Source organism: Saccharothrix sp. NRRL B-16348 (assembly GCF_001280085.1).
In the GTDB taxonomy this organism is placed as follows: domain Bacteria; phylum Actinomycetota; class Actinomycetes; order Mycobacteriales; family Pseudonocardiaceae; genus Actinosynnema.
In genome coordinates, this window is the sequence record NZ_LGED01000220.1 from 189,469 (window position 1) to 210,749 (window position 21,281).

The 21,281-nt window shown below is 70.7% G+C and carries 16 protein-coding genes; 7 read left to right on the forward strand and 9 right to left on the reverse strand.

Annotated features, from left to right (window positions below):
• Position 1: 1 nt before the first annotated feature.
• The gene (locus ADK67_RS49530) at positions 2–1,747 is read right to left on the reverse strand and encodes a ferritin-like domain-containing protein (protein ID WP_231648435.1); all 1,746 of its coding nucleotides are present in this window, start codon (positions 1,745–1,747) and stop codon (positions 2–4) included.
• Between the two features lie 175 nt (positions 1,748–1,922).
• Between ADK67_RS49530 and ADK67_RS31695 the strand changes: the two genes are divergently transcribed.
• Both ADK67_RS31695 and ADK67_RS31700 read left to right on the forward strand, forming a co-directional pair.
• A complete protein-coding gene (locus ADK67_RS31695) occupies positions 1,923–2,681 on the forward strand; it encodes an SDR family oxidoreductase (protein ID WP_053720214.1) in 759 nt (252 codons plus the stop codon).
• Positions 2,682–2,722: 41 nt separating this feature from the next.
• Positions 2,723–4,453 carry an L-aspartate oxidase gene (locus ADK67_RS31700; protein ID WP_053720215.1) on the forward strand — a complete coding sequence of 577 codons (1,731 nt, stop codon included), beginning with the start codon at positions 2,723–2,725 and terminating at the stop codon, positions 4,451–4,453.
• Positions 4,454–4,530: 77 nt separating this feature from the next.
• On the opposite strand, the gene ADK67_RS31705 is transcribed toward ADK67_RS31700, so the two are convergent.
• Together ADK67_RS31705 and ADK67_RS31710 are read right to left on the reverse strand one after the other, a co-directional pair.
• Positions 4,531–5,433: a universal stress protein gene (locus ADK67_RS31705; RefSeq protein ID WP_053720216.1), complete on the reverse strand. Its 903-nt coding sequence runs from the start codon at positions 5,431–5,433 to the stop codon at positions 4,531–4,533.
• A gap of 136 nt (positions 5,434–5,569) precedes the next feature.
• Complete coding sequence (locus ADK67_RS31710) at positions 5,570–6,313, reverse strand: SDR family NAD(P)-dependent oxidoreductase (RefSeq protein WP_053720217.1); 744 nt, start codon at positions 6,311–6,313, stop codon at positions 5,570–5,572.
• Between ADK67_RS31710 and ADK67_RS31715 the strand changes: the two genes are divergently transcribed.
• Entirely contained in the window at positions 6,285–6,758 is a 474-nt protein-coding gene (locus ADK67_RS31715; protein WP_197289706.1) for a TetR/AcrR family transcriptional regulator, read from the forward strand. The two genes, ADK67_RS31710 and ADK67_RS31715, sit on opposite strands and share 29 nt — an antisense overlap.
• A gap of 12 nt (positions 6,759–6,770) precedes the next feature.
• Here ADK67_RS31715 and ADK67_RS31720 read toward each other — a convergent pair whose 3' ends face one another.
• From ADK67_RS31720 to ADK67_RS31730, 4 genes are all read right to left on the reverse strand, one after another.
• A complete protein-coding gene (locus ADK67_RS31720; protein ID WP_053720219.1) occupies positions 6,771–8,780 on the reverse strand; it encodes an ABC transporter permease in 2,010 nt (669 codons plus the stop codon).
• Positions 8,777–10,198 carry an extracellular solute-binding protein gene (locus ADK67_RS31725; RefSeq protein WP_053720220.1) on the reverse strand — a complete coding sequence of 474 codons (1,422 nt, stop codon included), beginning with the start codon at positions 10,196–10,198 and terminating at the stop codon, positions 8,777–8,779. The genes ADK67_RS31720 and ADK67_RS31725 overlap by 4 nt, the downstream gene beginning before the upstream one ends.
• 96 nt (positions 10,199–10,294) lie before the next feature.
• Positions 10,295–10,453 carry a hypothetical protein gene (locus ADK67_RS51405; protein WP_157620961.1) on the reverse strand — a complete coding sequence of 53 codons (159 nt, stop codon included), beginning with the start codon at positions 10,451–10,453 and terminating at the stop codon, positions 10,295–10,297.
• 86 nt (positions 10,454–10,539) lie between these two features.
• Positions 10,540–11,235 carry a FadR/GntR family transcriptional regulator gene (locus ADK67_RS31730; RefSeq protein WP_053720221.1) on the reverse strand — a complete coding sequence of 232 codons (696 nt, stop codon included), beginning with the start codon at positions 11,233–11,235 and terminating at the stop codon, positions 10,540–10,542.
• A gap of 121 nt (positions 11,236–11,356) precedes the next feature.
• On the opposite strand from ADK67_RS31730, the gene ADK67_RS31735 reads away from it, so the two are divergent.
• The 4 genes from ADK67_RS31735 (at position 11,357) to ADK67_RS31750 (ending at position 19,170) form a co-directional block, all read left to right on the forward strand.
• Complete coding sequence (locus ADK67_RS31735) at positions 11,357–12,514, forward strand: mandelate racemase/muconate lactonizing enzyme family protein (RefSeq protein WP_053720222.1); 1,158 nt, start codon at positions 11,357–11,359, stop codon at positions 12,512–12,514.
• Between the two features lie 269 nt (positions 12,515–12,783).
• Complete coding sequence (locus ADK67_RS54830) at positions 12,784–14,316, forward strand: CHAP domain-containing protein (RefSeq protein ID WP_053720223.1); 1,533 nt, start codon at positions 12,784–12,786, stop codon at positions 14,314–14,316.
• 422 nt (positions 14,317–14,738) lie between these two features.
• Positions 14,739–16,028 carry a thiol-activated cytolysin family protein gene (locus ADK67_RS31745; RefSeq protein ID WP_053720224.1) on the forward strand — a complete coding sequence of 430 codons (1,290 nt, stop codon included), beginning with the start codon at positions 14,739–14,741 and terminating at the stop codon, positions 16,026–16,028.
• Positions 16,029–16,059: 31 nt separating this feature from the next.
• Complete coding sequence (locus ADK67_RS31750) at positions 16,060–19,170, forward strand: CHAT domain-containing protein (RefSeq protein WP_053720225.1); 3,111 nt, start codon at positions 16,060–16,062, stop codon at positions 19,168–19,170.
• Between the two features lie 3 nt (positions 19,171–19,173).
• Here ADK67_RS31750 and ADK67_RS31755 read toward each other — a convergent pair whose 3' ends face one another.
• Both ADK67_RS31755 and ADK67_RS31760 read right to left on the reverse strand, forming a co-directional pair.
• A complete protein-coding gene (locus ADK67_RS31755; protein ID WP_053720226.1) occupies positions 19,174–20,862 on the reverse strand; it encodes a CATRA conflict system CASPASE/TPR repeat-associated protein in 1,689 nt (562 codons plus the stop codon).
• On the reverse strand, positions 20,855–21,190 hold the full coding sequence (locus ADK67_RS31760; RefSeq protein WP_157620962.1) for a CATRA system-associated protein: 336 nt from the start codon (positions 21,188–21,190) through the stop codon (positions 20,855–20,857). The genes ADK67_RS31755 and ADK67_RS31760 overlap by 8 nt, the downstream gene beginning before the upstream one ends.
• Positions 21,191–21,281 lie beyond the last annotated feature (91 nt).

The window sequence follows — 21,281 nt, forward strand, 5'->3', positions numbered from 1 at the left end:
CTCACTCGTGGAACCCGATCCGCCGGTGCGTCCCGTCGCACAACGGCTTGTTCGACGAGTGACCGCAACGGCACAGCGTGGTGCGGTTGCGGGCCTCGACCGGCTGCCCGTCGGCGCGTTCGACGGGGACCCGGCCGGTGACCCAGAGGGCACTGGCGAGGCCGTTCTCCTCCTCCAGGACCGAGATCGCGGGCTGGAGGTCCGGTTCGACGGTCTCGCCGGCGCGGGTGAGGCTGTAGGAGTACGAACCGGACGGGCAGTGGTCGATCAGGCCCATGATGTGCGACCGGACGTCGGGGTCGGCGGAGTCGTCCAGCATCTTGGCGATCGGCCGGGTGCGACCGATGCAGAACGCGGCGTGGACGCAGAGCTCGCCGACCCGGTGCGCCGAGATGCCCACTCCGTCGTGGGTGTGCCGGAGTTCCGCGTAGGGCGGCATGGTCGGCGCTTCGCTGCCGTCGAACGGCTTCCCGTCCGCGTCCGGCCGGGCGTGGCTGCCGTCGCAGAACGGCTTGACGCCGGAGCGCCCGCACCGGCACAGCGCGTACGTCTCCTCCGTGGGGATGTCCTCGTGGGTCTGCCACGTGAGGGACTGGCCGTCCTCAGAGACGATCTTCTTCTTGCGGCGCAGCGGGACCTGCCCGTGCACCAGGTAGGGACCGTTCTCCAGCACGGTGATCCGCCGGGACTCCCCCGTGCTCCACCGGCGCCGCTCGGGCGGCACGTACTCGAAGGTCGGGCCCGCGGTCGTGCGACCGTCGCCGCTCGGCGTCGTCATGAGGGCCTTCGCCTGCGCCCGCAAGGCGTACATCATGCCGGTGGCGACGCGCATCAGCGACGGGCTGCCGTTGAACGTCTCTTCCAGCAGGTGGAGGAGAGTGCAGTAGGTGTGGTTGAACTCCTCCTGGGCCAGGCGCACCGCGCTGCCTGCCGGGTGGTCCGCGGTCCTCGGGTTGTGCCGCATCGGCAGCACCCCGTCGAAGTCGACCGTGATCTCCTCGCCGGTCGGCCCGGACCGCGGTGTGTCGCCGGTGCGGTACCGGCGGCCGAGCCGGAGTTCCTGGAACCGGTAGTAATGCGCGACTTCTTCGCGTTCCGGGTGGAAGACGTCGTGGTCGCCGTCCCACACGTCCGTGCGGGCGGCGCCCTCGCCCTGCTCGACGATCTCCGCCAACGCGGCCAGCGCGGACCGGAGGTCGCGCACGGCGATGACCTGACCGCCGCCGCCCCTGAGGTGGAACTCGCCGACCTGCCGTGCCGGGTCGCCGCGGAAGACCTCGGCCTCGCCGAGCTCCGCGCACAGAGCCCGGATGCCGGCCTCGATCGCGGCGTAGAACTGGCCGATCGTCCGGTACTCGTCGGACTGCGGCGGCGCGTCGGCCGACGCGGGCTGCTCGATGCGCAGGAACAGGTCGAGGGCTTGCGGCCCGAACGGTGCCAGGTGGACCTGCACGGACCGGTCGCCGTGCGGCAACGGGTGCGGGTACGCGGGCAGTAGCCGCGGGGTGTCGAGTTCGGGCCTGCCGCCCACGGCGTTCAGCAGGTTCGCGGCCAGGGCCAGGTGCAGCATCTCCTCTGCGAGAACGCTGCCGACCACGTGCACGGCCTCGCCGTTGCGTTCGGGGTCCAGCGAGTACAGCGCGCACAGGTAAGGGGGGATGGTCGCGTGCTCGAGTTCGATCGCCCACTGCAGGTGGCGGCGCAGATCATCGAGCGTGTCGATCGCGTGAGCTCCTGTGGTGCCCAATTCCGGAACCTCGTCTCGGTGGTGGACGGCTGTGGTGAACAGGTGACCGGACAGGCCTTCCGGTTGTGACACGCCGGAATTTCCGCCGGCCGTGTCACAACCGGGACGGCTGTCCTGTCTGAGCTGGTGACCGAGTTCCCGGAGTGGCCGGGTGCGGCAGTGCGGAGGCAATGTCATGAAGATCGTCGTCATCGGTGGTACCGGTCTGATCGGCTCGAAGCTCGTGCGGAAGCTGGCCGAGCACGGCCACGAGGCGGTGCCCGCGTCACCCAATTCGGGGGTGAACACGCTGACCGGCGAGGGCCTGGACGAGGTGCTGGCCGGTGCCCAGGTCGTGGTCGACGTCTCCAACTCGCCGTCGTTCGCCGACGACGCCGTGATGGACTTCTTCCGCACGTCCACCGGCAACCTGCTCGCCGCCGAGGAGAAGGCGGGCGTGGGCCACCACGTGGCGTTGTCGGTGGTCGGCACCGAACGGCTCGCCGAGAGCGGCTACTTCCGGGCCAAGATCGCGCAGGAGCAGCTGATCAGGGACTCGGGGCGGCCTTACTCGATCGTGCACGCCACCCAGTTCTTCGAGTTCGTGCGCAGCATCGCCCAGGCGGCCACGGTCGGCGACGCCGTGCGCCTGTCGGACGCCCTGATCCAGCCCATCGCGGGCGAGGACGTGGCCGCCGCCGTCGGCCGCACCGCCGTGGGCGCTCCGCTCAACGGCGTCGTCGAGGTGGCCGGACCGGAGCAGTTCGGCCTCGACGAGCTGATCCGCACGGGGCTGGCGTTCCAGGGCGACCCGCGCGAGGTCGTGACCGACCCGGACGCACGCTACTTCGGCGCCCTGCTGGAGAAGGACACACTGCTCCCCGGCCCCGACGCGCAGCTGTCCACCACCCGGTTCGAGGAGTGGCTCCCGCTCAACCCGCCGCCGGCCAGGTAGCCGATGACGACGGATGGGCTCACGGGCAGACAGGAAGAGCGATGAACCACACCGAACACCAGATCGCGACGTCCGTCCTCGTCATCGGCACGGGCGGGGCAGGCCTGCGCGCCGCGATCGAGCTGGCCGAGCGCGGTGTCGACGTGCTCGCGGTCGGCAAACGGCCGAAGTCCGACGCGCACACCACGCTCGCCGCCGGCGGCATCAACGCGGCGCTGGCGACGATGGACCCGGACGACTCGTGGCAGCAGCACGCGGCGGACACGCTCAAGGAGAGCTACCTGCTGGCCGATCCCGAGACCGTCCGGATCGTGACCGAGAACGCCGCCCGCGGCATCGCGGACCTCGAGCGGTACGGGATGCCGTTCGCCCGTGAGGCCGACGGCACGATCTCGCAGCGGTTCTTCGGCGCGCACACCTACCGCCGCACCGCGTTCGCCGGCGACTACACCGGACTGGAGATCCAACGCACCCTGGTCAACCGGGCGGCGCAGCTCGACATCCCGATCCTGGACACGGTGTACATCACGCGGATCCTGGTGCGGGACAACGTCGTCTTCGGCGCGTACGGGTTCGACCTCGGCAACGGCACGCGTCATGTGATCCACGCGGACGCGGTGATCCTGGCGGCGGGCGGGCACACCCGCATCTGGCGCCGCACGTCGTCCCGCCGCGACGAGAACACCGGCGACTCCTTCCGGCTCGCGGTGCTGGCGGGCGGCCGGATCCGGGACGCCGAACTCGTCCAGTTCCACCCCTCGGGCCTCATCGCGCCGGAGAACGCGGCGGGCACGCTCGTCTCGGAAGCGGCACGCGGCGAGGGCGGGGTGCTGCGCAACGTGCTGGGCGAGCGGTTCATGTCCCGGTACGACCCCGAGCGGAGGGAGCTGTCCACCCGCGACCGGGTGGCGCTGGCCGCGTACACCGAGATCAAAGAGGGCCGCGGCACACCGGCCGGTGGCGTGTGGCTCGACGTCTCGCACCTGCCCCGGGAGACGATCATGCGGCGGCTCCCCCGCGTCTACCAGACCCTGCTCGAACTCCAGATGCTCGACATCACCCGCGAACCGATCGAGATCGCGCCCACGGCGCACTACTCGATGGGCGGTGTCCGGGTGCGCCCGGAGGACCACGGCACCGACGTCGACGGCCTGTACGCCATCGGCGAGGCGGCGAGCGGCCTGCACGGGGCGAACCGGCTCGGCGGGAACTCGTTGATCGAGCTGCTGGTCTACGGCCGAATCGTCGGCGAGGCCGTCGTGCGGTACTCACGCGACCTGGCAGCGCAGCGGCGGTCGTCGTCGGCGACGGCGGAAGCGCGGGGCGAGGTCGACGAGCTGCTGGCGGCCGACGGTTCGGAGAACGTGCGTGCGCTGCAGCGCACGTTGCGCAACACCATGACCGAGCACGCCGGCGTGGTGCGCGACGAGACCGGCTTGCGGAAGGGGCTGTCCGAACTGGACGACCTCGAGAACCGCATGACGGACGTGGGCGTGCACCCCGACATCGCCGGGTTCCAGGACTTGGCGCACGCGTTCGACCTCAAGGCCTCGGCCCTGGCCGCACGCGCCACGCTCGACTCGGCACTCGAACGCCGTGAGACCCGCGGCTGCCACAACCGTTCCGACTACCCGGAGCTCGACGAGTCGCTGCGGGTGAACCTGGTCTGGTCGGGGCCGGGGCAGGTCGAACGCGAAGGGCTGCCGCCGATCCCGGACGACATCGCCGCGCTCATGGGCGAGGTGTCCACCGTCGGCAAGCTCGTCGAGTGAACCGCTGACACACCATCACACAGGTGAGGTCCCCGGCCGCGTCGCCGGGGACCTCACCTGTGGCTCGTCCGGCCCTGTCACGGCCCCGCGGGGCTTGGCTCGGCCCGCACGACGGCGACCGGGCACGGCGAGTGGTGCAGCACCGCGTGGCTGACGGAGCCGAGCAGGAGACCGATCGCGCTGCCCCGGCCGTGCGACCCGACGACCACGAGCTGAGCCGCGGTGTCCGTCGCCTGCTCGATCAACGCGTGCGCGTGCCGGTCCCGCACGACCACCCGCCGCACGTCGACGTCGGGGTACTGCTCGCCCCACCCCGCCAGCCGTTCGGCGAGCAGCCGGGCCTCGTCGGCCTCGATGGCGTCCCAGTCCAGCAGCGGCGCCGCCGCGGCCTCCAGCACGGTGTCGGTCCAGGCGTGCACCGCGATCAGGGACGCCTTGCGGGCGCTCGCCGCCTCGAAGGCGAACTCCAGTGCCGCCTCGCTGAACGGCGAGCCGTCGACGCCGACCACGACCGGGCCCGCGTCGGCCGACCCTTCCCCGCGCACGACGACGACCGGGCATTCCGCGTGCGCGGCCAGTCCGATCGCGATCGACCCGACCAGCAGGGAGGAGAAACCACCCAGGCCGCGATCACCGATGACGAGCAACCCCGCGTGGTGCGACGCAGCCATCAGCACCGGCACCGGGAAGCCGTCGACGACCTCCTCGGAGAGCTCGACGCCCGGCGCGGCCTCCGCGGCCGTCTTGGCGGCGGCCGTGACAGCGTCCTGGGTGATGCCCAGCAGCGTCTCGCGGTGGTGTCCGCCGAACCCGGGGTCGCCGACGTGCCGTGCCTCCGACCAGCCGAAGGCGCTGATCAACCGCAGCGGGACCTCGCGGCGCGCGGCTTCGCGTGCTGCCCAGCGGACAGCGTCGAGCGCCGACGACGACCCGTCGACGCCCACCACGACCGGCAGGCTTCTCTCGCGCCAGGTTCCCATTTCGCGCTCCTGTCACAGACCTGCTCGAATGAAGGGTGCGTTCGCACGTTCCCGCGCGGAGGTCACGCGGGGACGTGCGACAGCTAGGACAGGACCGGGTGCCGTCTTGTGACACGCTCGGCGCTCCGTGGTGCTTCTAGTGCACCTGATCGGTAGGCCGCAGCAGGATCTCGTTCACGGCGACGTGCTCAGGCCGGCCGACCGCGTACAGGACGGCGGCGGCGACGTCCTCGGCACGCAGCGTGCGCATCGAGCCGGCCATCTTCTTGGCCATGTCACGGATGTCGTCGTCGACGATGTGGTCGGCGATCTCGGTGTCGACCATGCCGGGCTCGATCGTCACCACGCGCACGCCCCGCCCGGTGACCTCCTGCCGGAGCGACTCGGCGAAGGCGTTCACACCGAACTTGGTGGCCGCGTAGACGCCGCCCATGACGGACGCGACGCGGCCGGAGGTGGACGAGATCTGCACCACGGTTCCCTTGCGCGCCAGCAGGTGCGGCAGTGCGGCGTGCGTGACGTAGAACGACCCGAGCAGGTTGGTCCGCACCATCCGGTCCCACTCCCCGGTGTCGGCGCCGACGATCGGGCCGCCCAGCATCACGCCCGCGTTGTTCACCACGACGTCGAGGCCGCCGAACCGGTCGACCGCGGTGACGACGGCCTCGCGCACCGACTGCTGGTCGGCGACGTCCAGCTCCAGCGGGATCACCTCGCCGTCGGCCGTCGCGGCCAGCTCCTCGAGCCGGTCGACCCGGCGCGCGCCGGCGACGACCTTGACACCGGCCGCGGCCAGGGCGCGCGCCGTGGCCGCGCCGATGCCCGACGAAGCCCAGGGCGCGGAGGTCTCCGTGACGGAGATCGCGGAGCGGGCGGGCATCGGCAAGGGCACCGTGTTCCGGCATTTCGCGACCAAGGAGGACTTGATCGCGGCGGTCGTCGAGGACCTGCTCGACGACCTGATCACGGCGGCGGTCGCCCGGTGCGACGCGACCGACCCCGCGGCGGCGCTGCGGGAGTTCATGACCTACGGCGTCGACCGGCTGGCGGGCAACCAGGCGCTGTGCGACGTGGCGAGCGGCTCGGTGCGGCACCCGGACGTGCAGGCCGCCGTCGTGCGGCTGGGGGACGCCGCCCAGGCGCTGGTCGACCGGGCCCGCCTGCGCGCCGACGTCACCGGGCGGGACGTGGTCCTGCTGATGACCGGCGTGCACCAGGCCGCCGCCCCGCTGCGGGACACCGAGCCCGACCTGTGGCGGCGCTACCTGGACCTCCTCTTCGGCGGCCTGTTCGACACGACGGACCCGGCGCCGCCCAGCGCCTGATGACCTACCGGCTCACCCCTTCACGGCCCCCGCGGTGAGGCCCTCGGTCAGGAACCGCTGCCCGAACCCGTACATGATCGCGACCGGGATGCTGATCAGCAGCGAGGCCGCGGCCAGCTGCCCCTGCGGCACGACGTCACCGAAGATCATCGACTGCATGCCGACGGGCAGCGTCTTGTAGCCGTCCTTGGTGATGAACACGAAGGCGAACAGGAACTCGTTCCACGCGTTGGTGAGCGTGAACAGCGCGACCGCGAGCAGGCCCGGCTTGGCCAGCGGCAGCACGATCCGGATGAACGCACCGAACCGCGTGCAGCCGTCGACCAGCGCGGCCTCTTCGAGGTCGGCCGGGATCGACTTGAAGTAGCCGACGAGCAGCCAGGTCGCGAACGGCAGGGTGAACGTGGGGTAGGCGAGCACGAGCGACCACAACGAGTCGTTGAGCCCGATCCCGCTCATCATCTGGTACAGCGGGATGAACAGCAGCGCGCCCGGCATCACGTAGGTGAGCAGGATCGTCACCGTGAAGCTCTCCGAACCCCGGAACTTCAGCCGCGCCAGCGCGTAGCCGGCCAGCGCCGCGCAGACCAGGGCGATCACGGTGGACGCCACCGACACCAGGATCGTGTTGACGTACCAGGTGCCGAACGCCCGGCCCGTGAACAGGTTGGTGAACTGCTCGGTGCTCCACGGAGTGGGCCAGAGGTCGTCGGTGCGCGCCACGATCTGGTTGTCGGACTTGAAGGCCGTGACCGTCATCCAGTAGAGCGGTGCGAGCACGAAGCCCAGCAGACCCACGAGCGCGATCCCCGTGCCCGTGCCGCCGACCAGGCGTGCGGCCAGCTGGTTGCCGCGCGCGGCGAGCGCGGAGACGACCCGTCCGACGGCGGCGGCGAGCACCACGAACACGCCCAGCACGAGCGCGGCCTTCCACACGATCTGCGGCGACGCCCAGACCAGGACGAGGACCGAGCCCACGACGACCACCCACGGCAGCGCCCGGCGTTGAGCGGGGGTCAGCCGCCTGCGCCCCAGGTCCCCGGCGCCCGGCTGGTCGCCGCGTCGCATCATCCGCACGAGGATCACCACGAGGACGGCGATGATCGGCAGCATCACCAGCGTGACCGCGGCGCCCGCGCCCAGCTGCAGCTGCTGGATGGCCTTCGAGTAGGCCACCATCACGTACGGGGCGGTGGCGTCACCCGGTCCGCCCTGGGTCATCAGCCAGATCAGGTCGAAGTTGTTGAACGTCCAGATCGACGACAGCAACACCGTCACGATCATGACGTTGCGCAGCCCGGGCAGCGTGATGTGCACGAAGCGCTGCCACGGCGAGGCGCCGTCCACCATCGCCGCCTCGTAGAGACCGCCGTCGATGGCCTTGAGCCCGGCGAGGAACGTCACCGCGAAGAACGGGATGCCCTTCCAGACGTTGACCAGGATGACCGCCGGCATCGCCAGCGCCGGATCGGACAGCCACTCCGCGGGCCACTTGTCGACGAGCCCGATCGTGGCGAGGGCGGGCCCGATCCCGGAGTCGGTGAGCAGGACGTTGACGCTGCCGAAGATCGGGTCGAACAACGACCGCCAGGTGAAGGCCGTGACGACGGTCGGCACCACCCACGGCAGCAGGATCACCCCGGCGACGATCGCCCGGCCGCGGCGCATGTGGTGCAGCATCAACGCCGCGATGAGACCGAGGGTCACCTTGAAGATCTCGGCGTACGCGGTGAAGACGAACGAGTTGAGCACGCCCTTGTGGAACACGGCGTCGTCGATGAGGGCGGTGTAGTTGTCCAGCCCGACGAAGACCGTCTCCGCACCGTGGCGCTCCGTGGCGCTGGTGAAGACCGAGCTGACGATCGGGAACAGGATCAGGCCTGCGACCAGCACCAGCGTCGGCCCGATGAACGCCGCGGCGAGGCGCCAGTCGCGCCCGAGCCACCGCTGCGACGTGGTGAGCGAGGACGACGTGCCCGGCGCCGGACGGGCCGGCGCCGGACGCGGGCGCAAGACGGTCACTGCTTGTAGCCCTGCTGCTCGAAGACCTGGACGATCCGGGCGTGGGTCGAGGCGACGGCCTCGGCCGGCCGGGTGCCCTGGATGACCGCCTGCATCATGTCGGTCAGCAGGTAGGCGGCGGTGGCGGCTTGCTCGCCGGGGCTCGGCGCCTGGGGGAACGCGTAGCCGGTCTTGGTGGTCAGCGGGAGCGGCACGCGGGTCTGCTCCCGCAGCGCGGGGAAGGCCGGGTCACCGCTGGTGTAGTACGGGTCGGAGTCCCACACCTTGTCCCACGCGGGGTTGACCAGGCACGGCGCTCCCTTCGCGACACCGAGCAGCGCGCTGCCGCCGACCATGAACTTCGCCACCAGCTTGGCGAGGTCGGGGTTCTTCGCCCCCTTGAACACGACGAACGAGTTGGACTCGCCGAACGCGAGCGGCCGGTCGATCGCCGGTCCGGTGGCGCCGTTGAACGGGTGCGTGTTGGCGTAGACCGGGTTGTTCTTGGTCTTCGAGTCGGCGTAGACGCTGAACTGGTTGAGCGTGAGCCCCAGGATCTGGGCCAGCCAGTTCTCGTTGTTGCTGGAGTCGGTCCAGCTGCCGATCCCGGGTGGCAGCATCGGCGCGTACTTCGGGTTCGTGTAGATGTCGCCGATGAACGTGACGGCGGCGACGGTCTCCGGCGAGTTGAACACCACCTTGGTGCCGGTGTTGTCCGCGATCGCCCCGCCGTAGCAGTTGATGACGTTGGTGATGAAGCCGTTGGCGTCGCCGGAGCGGTTCACCGTGATGCCCCAGCCGAAGCGCTTCTTCGCCGGATCGGAGACCTCCAACGCGTTGTCGCGCAGTTCCTCCCACGTGTAGTGGGGCTTGAGCGGGAGGCCCTTCTCCTCGTACCAGTCCTTGCGCAGGTACATCGCGGTCGCGATGAAGTGGTACGGGATCGCGAACCAGCGCCCGTCGAACACGCAGAAGTTGGTCGCCTCCGTCGCGGGCTCACCGTAGAGCGCGCGCATCTCCTCGACCACGTCGGTGACGTCGGTGAGGGCGCCGAGGTTGTGCAGCTGGCCGACGAACCGCCGGTCGCTCAGGAAGGCCATGTCGCGGGCGGTGCCCGCCTTCACCTCGGTGTCCATCTTCGCGACCATGTCGCCGGCGTCGCCCGAGACCAGGTCGTTGTTGATCGTGGTGCCGGTGGCCTGCGCGAACGCCTGCAGCGACCTGTCCAGCGCCTGGTTGGCGGTCTCCGAGTACAGCTTCTGCGAGAGCATCCCCACCGACCCGCCGCGGAGCGAAGCCGCCTGGTCGAGCAGCGCCTGCGGCACCTGGACGTCGACCTGGGGCGCGGCGGGGCCTCCCCCGCACCCGACGAGGCTGAGCACGCCCAGCGCGCTCATCCCGAGGAAGGTGCGCCTCGATAAGTCCGTCTTCTCTTCCATGACCACTCCTCTCGCGTCCGATCGTGCGGACGCTTACCGACGGGGCGACGTTGCTACCGGCGGGACAGCGAGACGAGCGCCGCGCTGCCGGGTCGTTCATGCGGCGAAAGGGACAGCGTCGACAGCGCGAAAGACTGTCGTGTGGGTGATGAAGTGGATTTGGGCGACGTGGTGCACGCCGGCGTCGAGGCGCTCGACCGCGAGCCCGGTGCCGATCAGCCCCAGCCGGATCGGCGGGATCGCAGGTGCCGCCATGCCTCGTCCGCCCTTGTCATCGGTCCGGATCTCGGTCGTGCAGTGAAGTCGTGCGGTGAAGTCGTGCGGTGAAGTCGTGCAGGGCGCTAGCGCCGCCGGTCGGCCCGCTTGGTCTTCTGCTCGTTCTCCGCGAGGAGCGTGGAGTAGTTGTTGCTCAGGTGTCTGCGCATCGCCGTGCGGGCCCCTGCCGGGTCGCGCGCGACGAGCGCCTCGTAGATCTCCGTGTGCTGGGCGGTGGCACGGTGCAGCCCGGCCGGCGCCTCGTTGGTGACGCGTCGGCTGGTCGTGCCGAGCCAGCGGGCGGAGTACATGATCCGGTCGAGGATGCGGTTGTCGGCAGCCCGGCAGATCTCCATGTGGAACTCGTGGTCGACCTCGAGGTAGGCGTCGGGTTCCGACTCCAGCTCGGACATGCGGTCGACCTGGACCTTGAGCCGGTCCAGCGTCTCGTCGGTGGCGCTCGCCGCGGCCATCGCGGCGAGTTCGGGCTCGAGCAGCGCGCGCAACTGGTGCAGCTCCCGCAGCAGCTCGCCGACGGTCTCCGACGGCAGCCACTCGACCAGCAACGGGCTCAGGTAGTCCCACTCCGCGCGGGGGCGCACGACGACGCGGCGGCCCTGCGCGACGTCGACGATGTCGAGGGAGGCGAGGATCTTGAGCGTCTCCCGCGCCACCACGCGCGACACCCCGAACTCCCGGGAGATGTCGAGTTCCGACGGGGCCCGGCCGTCCTCGATCCCGCCGCTGACGATGCGCCGGGTCAGGTGTGCCGCCACCTGCACCGGGAGAGTCCGGACCTTGACAGCGTCCGGAGACTCTTGTCCCCTTTGCATGTCATCAGCTTATAGGACAAGTTGGGTACCGCGACAGTCCTTTCAGGCACGACCCGGCGGCGGGAGAGCAATGCGGATCGTGAACGTCACGACGGCGGTGGTGGCCTACCACGGCCAGGCGACGCTGGTGCGGATCGACACCGACGAGGGCCTCAGCGGTTTCGGCGAGGCCAATCCCGATGCCGGCGCGGGCGCCGTCGTCGGGATGATCGACTTCCTGGCGCCGCTCCTGATCGGCGAGGACCCGCGCAACGTCGAGCGGTGCTGGGAGAAGCTGCGCCGCAGCAGGGTCTTCGCGGGCCCCCAGGGCGGGGTGTTCGTGATCGCCCTGTCCGGGATCGAGCTCGCGCTGTGGGACCTCGCGGGCAAGGCCGCGGGCCAGCCGGTCTACCGGATGCTCGGCGGGAAGTTCCGCGACCGGATCCGCCTCTACGCCGACTGCGGCGACGGCGACGACCCGGCGGGCTCGATCGCCGGGTGCGTCGACCGGGCCCAGCGGATGGTCGCCGAAGGCTTCACCGCCATCAAGTTCGACATCGACGACCTGCACCACCCGGCCAAGTTCGACGCCTTCAACCACACGGTCAACGCCGCCGAGCTGCGATCGATGGTCGAGCGCGTGGCCGCCGTCCGGGAGGCGATCGGACCGGACGTCGACCTGGCCATCGACCTGCACGCCCGCTACGACGTGCCGAGCGCGTGCCGGATCGCGTGGGAACTTGAGCCGTTCCGCCTGATGTGGCTGGAGGAGCCGCTGCCGGCGGAGAACGTCGACGCGCTGGTGCGGGTGCGCGCCCAGACCCGCACACCGATCTGCGCCGGCGAGAACCTCTACCTGCGGTGGGGATTCCGCGACCTGCTCGAACGCGGCGCCGTGGACGTCATCGAGCCGGACGTGCCGAAGTGCGGCGGCCTCGCCGAGGCCAAGAAGATCGCCAACCTGGCGGAACTCCACTACATCCCCTTCGCACCGCACCTGGTGTCGACGCCGCTGGGCACGATGGCCACGTCGCACCTGTGCGGCGCGATCCCCAACTTCTTCGTCCAGGAGTGGCACGCCCTGGAGGAGCGCGAGGTGTGGGACAGCTACGTCCACGCCGCCGACGGGAGTGGCTCGATCGTCAAGGACGGCTACATCACGCTTCCCGACACTCCGGGCATAGGCGTGGAACTCGACATGGACGGCGTCCGTGCACACGCCGTCGCGGGCTACGGGGTGTTCGAGTAGCGGAGCGTCGAACTGCTGCTCTGCGAGGCGCACCAACAGGTGCCGGGCGCTGCTGGATGGTTCGCAGGTTCACTGACCGCATTTTGCGTGGCTCGGTCTACCCAAAGTGGGGTCACAGGGCCAGAAGGCTGAACGTGGATCTTCGTTGCTCACGCTCGTCGTCGGCTCGCGATGTCCTCCCCAGACAGCAAATCTCGGGAGGATCAGTGATCGAGCTCCGAAGACGCAGCACCGCCCTAAGCACGACCAGACGTCACAGACCGGGTCGTTTGGCGGCGTTGGCAACGGCCGTGGCGGTGGCGCTGGCGACCCTGGTCGCATCGCCGGGTTCCGCGTGGGCGGGTGTCGACGACTACCCGGCCGAGTGGCGCAACGCCGCCATGGACTCGCGTGTCGACTCGTGGGGCTACTACAACCGGGAGTGCACCAGCTTCGTCGCCTGGCGCCTGCACGCCCGCAACGGCTTCGAGATGCCCCGAGCCATCGGCAACGCAGGCGGCTGGGGCACCTGGTTCGCCGCGCGCGGCTACGCGGTGAACGGCACGCCCGCCGTCGGCTCGATCGCCGAGTCGTCGGGGCACGTCGCCTGGGTCGAGGGAGTCCACGGCGACGGCACGGTCACCATCGAGGAGTACAACTACAACTACCAGGGCACCTACCGCCAACGGCGCGTCGCCGCCTCGACGTTCCGCTACATCCACGTCAAGGACATCACGTCGGGCGGGTTGTCCGACGGCACGTTCGTCCGTGACGCCGACACCGGTGCCGTCTACCGCATCGCGGGAGGCGCGCCGCTGTACGTGTCGACCTGGTCGGCGTTCGGCGGTTCCCAACCGTCCATGAACCTGAGTCACGCCGCGGTGCTGGCCCTACCCCAGTACCCGCGTGACGGCACCTTCGTCGTGGGCACCGCGCGCGGCGAGGTCTACCGCTTCGCCGGCGGCGCACCGCTCTACGTGTCCACCTGGTCGGCTTTCGGCGGTTCTCAACCCACCGTCGCGGTCGACCAGGCGGCGATCGACAACGCGGGCGCGGGCGATGTGTGGGACCACGTCCGCTACCACCCCGCCGACGGCACGTTCGTCACCGGCACCGCTCGCGGCGAGGTGTACCGCTTCGCCGGTGGCGCACCGGTCTACGTCTCCACCTGGGATCGCTTCGGCGGACCGCAGACCACGGTCGCCGTCGATCAAGCCGCGCTCGACAACGCCGGCGCCGGAAGCGTCTGGAACCACGCCCGCTACCACCCGGCCGACGGCACGTTCGTCGTCGGTACCGCTCGTGGCGAGGTGTACCGCTTCGCCGGAGGCGCACCGCTGTACGTCTCCGCCTGGGATCGCTTCGGCGGACCGCAACCCACGGTGGGAGTTGACGACGCGGCCCTGGACAACGCCGGCGCCGGGAGCGTCTGGAACCACATCCGCAGCCACCCCGCCGACGGCACGCTGGTCAACGGCAGCCCACGAGGGGAGGTCTACCGCTTCGCCGGCGGCGCACCCCTCTACATCTCCACCTGGGACGCCATCGGCGGACCGCAACCCAGCGTCACCGTCGATCAAGCCGCGCTCGACAACGCCGGCGCCGGAAGCGTCTGGGACCACGCCCGCTACCACCCCGCCGACGGCACGCTGCTGAGCACCCATGACGACCGCGTCTGGCAGGTGATCGACCGCGCTGCCCGACACGTCCTGTCCTGGGACGAGGTCGGTGGCCCACGCCCCACCGTCCGCATCGATCTCGCCGCCATCCAGAACGCGGGCCTGCCAGGCGTCTGGAGCCACCTCACGGGCCACATCTCCTGACGGACACCGGTGTGGTGGGTCGGACAGCCGATCCACCACACCGTGACCGCGCACGTCGGGCGTGGCGCCGCTCCCGCGAGGGTCGCCGCGGCGATTCGAATGGCTGTCCAGGTTTCATGCGATCCGATCTGGAATCGTCCACTCCGGCAATGCCGGCACCTTTCGACGCGTCACCAAATCCACAGCCATCATCCCGACTGGACAGATTCTCCGCGACGGGCCCTGTGCGTAACGACATGTGGACAACGCTCGATGTTCGCCAGGTGAGCAACAAGACCTCTTTCGTCGTGCGCAGCGGGCAAGTCCGCGCGTCATCCGCAATTCTGGTACTTGTCTCGTTATCGGGTTGCGCCGTCGCGGGTGACGCGACCCCTCGGCCCGAAGACGACTACCTCTGCTCCACGTCGACCCAGCAGCGGTCCGTGGCGTACGACAAGGTCGTGGCGCTCGACCCGACGTCGGACTGGCTCTACCCCGGTTCGATCCTGCGGCCGGACCGCGCGGTGGCAAACCGGTTCGTCGCTGTCGGCGGTCCCGCTCGCGCTCCGCTGACCTTCTCGGTCGGCAACCAGTTGCAGCTCGGCGGAACGCACTCGGCGACCTTGGACAGCCCCGCCCTGTCCACCTACCGCGACGCGTTGAGCGGTCTGCTCGGCGCCGGTGTGTCCGGAGCGACCGTCGCGGACGTGGCGTGGGACAGCATGGAGATCACCGAAGCGAGCCAGGTCGGCGTCTTCTTGGGGGTCGACGCCTCCGCCGTGCCGATGGCGAACGCGGGCCTGGGGTTCCGGTGGCAGGACGAGTCCGTCCGCAGCCGGGCGCTGATCAGGTTCACGCAGACCTACTTCACCGTGGACGTCGACAAGCCGACCGCGCCCGCCGGCTTCTTCGCCCCGGAGGCGCCCGCGGCGGAGGTGGACCGACTGATGGGGCAGTCACCGGTCTACGTGTCGTCGATCGCCTACGGTCGCACGGCCGTGATCGCCTTCGAGTCGACGTACAGCGAGAACGAGGTCAGGGCGGCGTTGAACGCCAAGCTCGGTTGGAACTTCGGGCTGACCACGGTGGGTGGCGGCTTCGGGGTGTGGCACGAGACGGCGTTGAGCAACACCCGCTTCAGCGGGTACATCCTCGGCGGCTCCGGCGCGGACGCGGCCCGTGCGTTCGACGGGCTGGACGCGGTCAAGGACTACATCGCGAACGGGGGCGACTACTCCCGATCGTCGCCAGGGGCGCCGATCTCGTACCAGCTGACGAATGTTCAGGACAACACCACCGCGAGGGCCGGTGACACCGTGGCGTACCCGGCGCGTCAGTGCGACCGGGTCCGGGGCGAGGTCACCGTGCGGCTGCGTGAGGTCAGAGTCGACTCCGACGACAACCTGGACCTGTGCGGAGCGGGGTTCGCACGAAACGGCAGCGAGCGGGTCACCCTGTTCGACTTGGACTGCGAGCAGGGGCGCGAGATAGCGGTCGAGCCGGGCAAGCCCTGGCAACCGGACGTCAAGCAGGTGCTCGCCGTCCTGACGAAGGACGGCCAGACCGTCGACCTGAGCATCCGGTTGGTCGAGTCGAAGTGGAACGGGCTCGTGGAGATCGAGAACAAGGTGGAGAAGATCCGGTTCGAGGACGGCTGGCAGGGGGTGCGCGACATCAAGCTCACCCACGAGGACCGGGCCTTGACCGTCGTGGTGGAACTCATTCCGGCCTGACCCGACCGCGCTCTGGGAACTGGAGAACGACATGGGGTTCGTGAACAGGATCCGGACGGTCCACCTGGCGAACAAGGCCGAAGCCGAGCTGGCCGGTTACCAGAAGACCGAACGGCCGCAGCTGCTCGACAGCGCGATAGCGGGGCTCGAGCAGCTCGTCCTGCCGGAGTTCACGCCGCCGGGTGAACCTGCTGCCGCCGGCAGGCACTTCAGGTTGGCCGACGCGCTGCGCATGCGTTACGAGAGCTTGGAGGACGCCGCTGATCTGGACAGGGCGTTGCGGCACGCCGAGATCGCGGTTGCCCTGCCGCCGGCCACGGACGACGTGCGCGTGGGATCGCTCCTGCTGCACGCGACGATCCTGTACATCAAGGCAAACGGCAGTGACGCGCCCGGGGACGTGGCTGCGGCGCTCGCCGCGTTCGACCTCGCACGGGCCGCCGTGCCCGAAAGCGGGTTCCCGATGCGGGACGTCGTGTCGAGCGCGATCGCGAGTCAGAGCGCGGTCATGCTGGCCGCCAGGTTCCGCCACACCGGGGACGTCGCGGACCTGGAAGAGGCCAGGATCCGGAGCACGGCGGCGTTGGAGGGCGAGTTCTTCAGCGAGGCCGACGCGGACGCGGCGTTGAGCAACCTCGCCCTCGTGCTCGGCGACCTGGCCGAACTGCGTGCCGACCTCGATCTCGCGGAGCAGGCGGTCACGCTGGGCGAACGCCTGGTCGATGTCGCGGGCCTGCCGGCGGCCCGGCGGTCGACGCTGCTGGCCAACCTCGCGCGGTTCCGGGAACTCCGCTACGAGCTGGGAGGCGACCTCGCCGATCTGACGGCCGCCGCGGACGCCGCCGCCGCGTCGACCGAGAGCCTGGCGCCCGACGACCACGCGGCGGTCGCGCTCGTCCGGCTCAACACCCTGGCCGCCGTGCTGATGCGGCGCTACGAGGCGGAGCGCTCGCTCGACGATCTCGAGCGCGTGAAGGTGCTGTTCAACCACGTCGTCCGCCACCCGGCGACGCCCGAGGCGGACCGCCGGTCGGCCCTGACCAACCTCGCCTGGGCGTTCCGGACCCACTACGGGGTGACCGGGGAGGTGAAGGTGCTCGACGACGCGCTGGTGCTGGTCTCGTACGCGATCGCCAAAGCGGAGGAGCAGGCGGACGGGGTGGACCCGGACGACCCGTCGTTCCGCTGGACGCTGGACCAGCTCGGTGTGCTGCTCCGGCTGCGCTACGAGGCGACCGGTGACGTCGAGGACTTGGAGGCCGCCGAGACGGCCGGCCGCCGCGCCTCGAACGGGTCGCTCCACGACCCCGTGGAGCACGGCGGCCACGCCGTCAACCTGGCCACGATCGTGCAGGCGCGGATCGCTCGCGGGCTCGAGCCGGACGAGCACCGGGCAGCTCTGGACGAGACCGTCACCCTGCTGCGCGCCGGCCTCGCGGTCACCGCGGGCGGACCGGATCGCGTGGGCGTGCAGGCCAACCTCGCGGACGCCTTGATCGAACGGCACGCGCTGCTCGGTGACGGACGCGACCTGGCCGAGGCGCTGGCCCTGTGCCGGGACGCGTCCGCTTCGACGGCGGGCACCCCGCAGCAGCGCGTGCGCGCCGCCCGCACCCTGGGGATGACCGCACCGGACCCGCACGACGCCCTCCAGGCGTACCGACGCGCCCTCGACGTGCTGCGCGACGCCGTGCACCCGGCGATCGAGCGCGCGGCACGGGAAGCCGTCCTCCACGAGCACCGGGGACTCGCCGTCGAGGCCGCGTCGAAGGCGATCGCCGCAGGTGACCCGTCGGCCGCCCTGGAACTGCTGGAACGAGGCCGCGGCGTGTTGTGGTCGCAATCGTTGCGCTTCACCGCGGACCTCGCACGGTTGCGCGTCGAACACCACGAACTCGCCGAAGACCTCCTGTCGGTGCACGTGGACCTGGACCGCCTCGCGACGTCCGGCCCGACCAGGTTCGGCGGCGCCGACTCGCGAGCCGACCTGCGACGGGCGTTGTCCACGCGCCGCACGTCCCTGCTGGAGCACATCCGCGGACTTCGCGGGTTCGAGTCGTTCCAACGCCTGCCCGACGCCGCCGCGCTGGCGGGCACGGGTTCACGCGGGACCGTCATCGTCCTCGTGATCGCCGAACAGCGGTGCGACGCGCTGGTGGTCGACGGCGCAGGCGTGCGATCCGCGCCGCTTCCGGTCACCCGCGAGGACGTCCACGAGCTGGCAGCGGAGATGCTGACGACGATCGACGACATCTACGACCCGGAGAGCGCCGTCGTCAACGCCCGGAAGACCTTCGCCGCACAGCTGTCCCGGCTCTACGACGCGGTCGCCGGTCCGGCTCTCGACGCGGCCGGGATCCCGTCGCACGGCACGGCGGACGACCTCCCGCGTGTGTGGTGGTGTCCCACCGGCGTCCTGGGCCTGCTCCCCGTGCACCTGGCCGGGACGCACACGGGAACGGGCAACGCGGTCATCGACCGGGTCGTGTCCTCCTACACGCCCACCGTGCGGGAACTGCTCGCCCGTGGGGAGTCCCAGGTCGACGTTTCGTGGGACGACGTGCTGGTGGTCAACCCTCCGCACCTGGAGGGGACGGCGGAGCTGGAGGGAGCCGGCGCCGAGGCGCGGGACGTGGTCGATCGCTTCCCCCACGCCCGTGCGCTGGTCGGGGAACAGGCGACCGCCGACCGGGTTCTCGACGCCCTGAGCACGGTGTCGTGGGCGCACTTCGCCTGCCACGGCGTGCAGGACCTCGACAACCCGTCCCAGGCGGGGCTCGTGCTCAAGGACCGGGCGCTGTCGTTCGACGAGATCGCGGCCGCCGCCACTCGCCCCGGCGCGGCGGTGGTCTTCTCGGCCTGCGACACCGCGCGCGGTGGGCTGCCGGTTCTCGACGAAGCCCTGACGCTCGTGGCCGCCGCGCGGTTCGCGGGTTTCGAGCACGTGGTCGGTTCCCTCTACTCCGCGCACGACCTGGTGACGGCACAAGTCATGGCGCGCTTCTACACCGCGCTGAGTGCCGCGGAACCGGGAACCGACCGGGTTGCGCGGGCGCTGCACGCCGCAGTGCTGGCCGTGCGCGCGGATCAGCGGGGCAGGGCGCCGGACACCTGGGGCGGCCTGGTGCACGTCGGGTGGTGAGGCTCATCGCCCGCCGGACCACAGCCACGCGGGACCGCTGTACCCGCGGGTCTTGACCCGGTGCCGGGTGAACGCCGCCGGATCGGGCTCGGTGTGGCCCTCGCCGACGACGAAACCGTGCAGGACGTCGGACACCATCGCGGCCACGTCCGCGGTGCCCGGGCCGTCACCGGCAACGGCGGCGCGCAGCGGGGCGCAGTCGACCAACCGTCCCAGTCGGGTCGGCACGCCGTTGCCGAAGCCGAAGGCGGCCAACCCGACCGGGCCGATGTCGATCGCGAGCCGCAACCGCATGTGGTCCTGGTAGTCGAGGTTGTCGGTGTTCAACCGCGCCCACGTCCCGCTCAGGAGGACGTGCAGCGCACGTCGCACGTCCAGGTCGGGTGGCAGGAACGCGACCAGGCCGTCGCCGGTGCCCTGGTGATCGGTGTCCGCCAGGACGAGGCCGAGTTCGCCCAGCACGTCGTCGACCACGACGGCCAATCTGTCCTGCAAGGACTTGCGCCGAGCCGGTTTCCTCCCGCTGTAGCCCACGATGTCGACGACGAAGCCCATCCGGACCGTGTTCTGCGCCCGCGTGACCCGGCCGGCCGGAACCCGGTGGGCACGTGCCGTGGCCGGATCGTGAAGCGGGGCGGGTGCGGGTGCGGGACTCAACGCCCTGATCCGGCGGACCAACTCGGCCGAGTCCTCCAGCCCGGCGACCACGTCGGCGAGTTGCCGCACCAGCCACTCGGCTCGGCCGGTGTCGTGGGGCAGGGTGCCGCCGATGGCCACGCGCATGTTCTCCCCGGCGACGGCGACGGCGCGCGACATGTCCTTGACGCGTGACGCGGTGTGCACCAGCTTCGCCTCGGCGGCCTGCAACTCGTCCGCCACGCCGAGCGCGGTGAGGTCGTTGCGCGACCGGCGCACCAGCTCGTCGGCGGCGGTCCGCAGCCGGTGCAGCGATTCCTGTTCCGCGCGGAACACCCGAACCTGGTACCTCATGTCGCTCGCGTGCGCCAGGTACCGGGCGAGCGGCGGTATCGCCGGATCACCGGTGCTCCACGTCCACGCGCTCATCTCACGATCCCGGTCGGGATCGGCCACGACGACGAGATCGCGCTCGGCCCCGGCGCCCGCTTCCGGCTCCCACACCGCCATCCCGTCGCGGAGCACCGCGCCGTGAACCGGACCGGGGTGCTCCCGACCGGACGGCAGGGAGGCCTCCGCGGCAGCGGCGATCCGGGCGAGGGCGGTCTGCGTGACGCCGTCGTACTTGCCCTGGAAGACTCGGACCTCAGCGGTCGCCTTGCCGGCGAGATCGGCGCGGATCTCCCTCCACCACCGGGAGAACTCCACCCACCCGGCCGGCGTGGCGGACCCGATCCGCCGTGTGCTCTCCTCGGTGGGCAGCGGAGCGCCCAGGACGAGCGACAGCACCAGCACGTCCTGGTGGCGGCGGACCAGTGCCTGATAGGCCACCAGCCTGTCCTCCACGGCCGCGGCGGGGCCTTGGCCGAGCGACGACAGATCCTGCGGCAGGTCGACGGCCAGGCCGGTGGCCCCGATCGGCTCGTCCATCCGCAGCAGGGTGCGGCAGCGCTGCCACAGTGCGCGCAGGGCGGCGTGTGCCGCCGCGGCCCTGGGCCCGACCGCGGGCACGAAGAGGTGGACGACCAGCTCCTGGTCGGTGATCCCGTCAGTCATGGCCCTCCGCGGTGTCCTCGGAGAGCGACCGGTCCACGTCGAGCCCGTCGACCACAGCTCCGACGAGTTCCAACACGTCGTCACGCGCGGAGGTCACGGTCGCCTCCGCGTGCCCCACCCGCGTGTACCGGGCCGGGCCGGTGAGCTCCAGTTCGAGCACCGCGTCGCGGAAACCTTCCGCGTCGTCGGTGTCCAGTGCGGCGAGGAGGTTCCGGAGGAACGCCGCCACGACATCCCACCGGGGCGGGACGAGTTTCCAGGAGACGATGTCGTCCAGCACCGCGCGCGCGTCCTCGATCAGTTCGGCGTCAATGCGGTCCGCTGTCACCACGACAACCTACTCGGGCGGGGTGACCTGTTGATCCGAAAAGTGCGGCGACGGGCACGGCGGCACTTCCGTCGACAGCCGGCACGTGAGG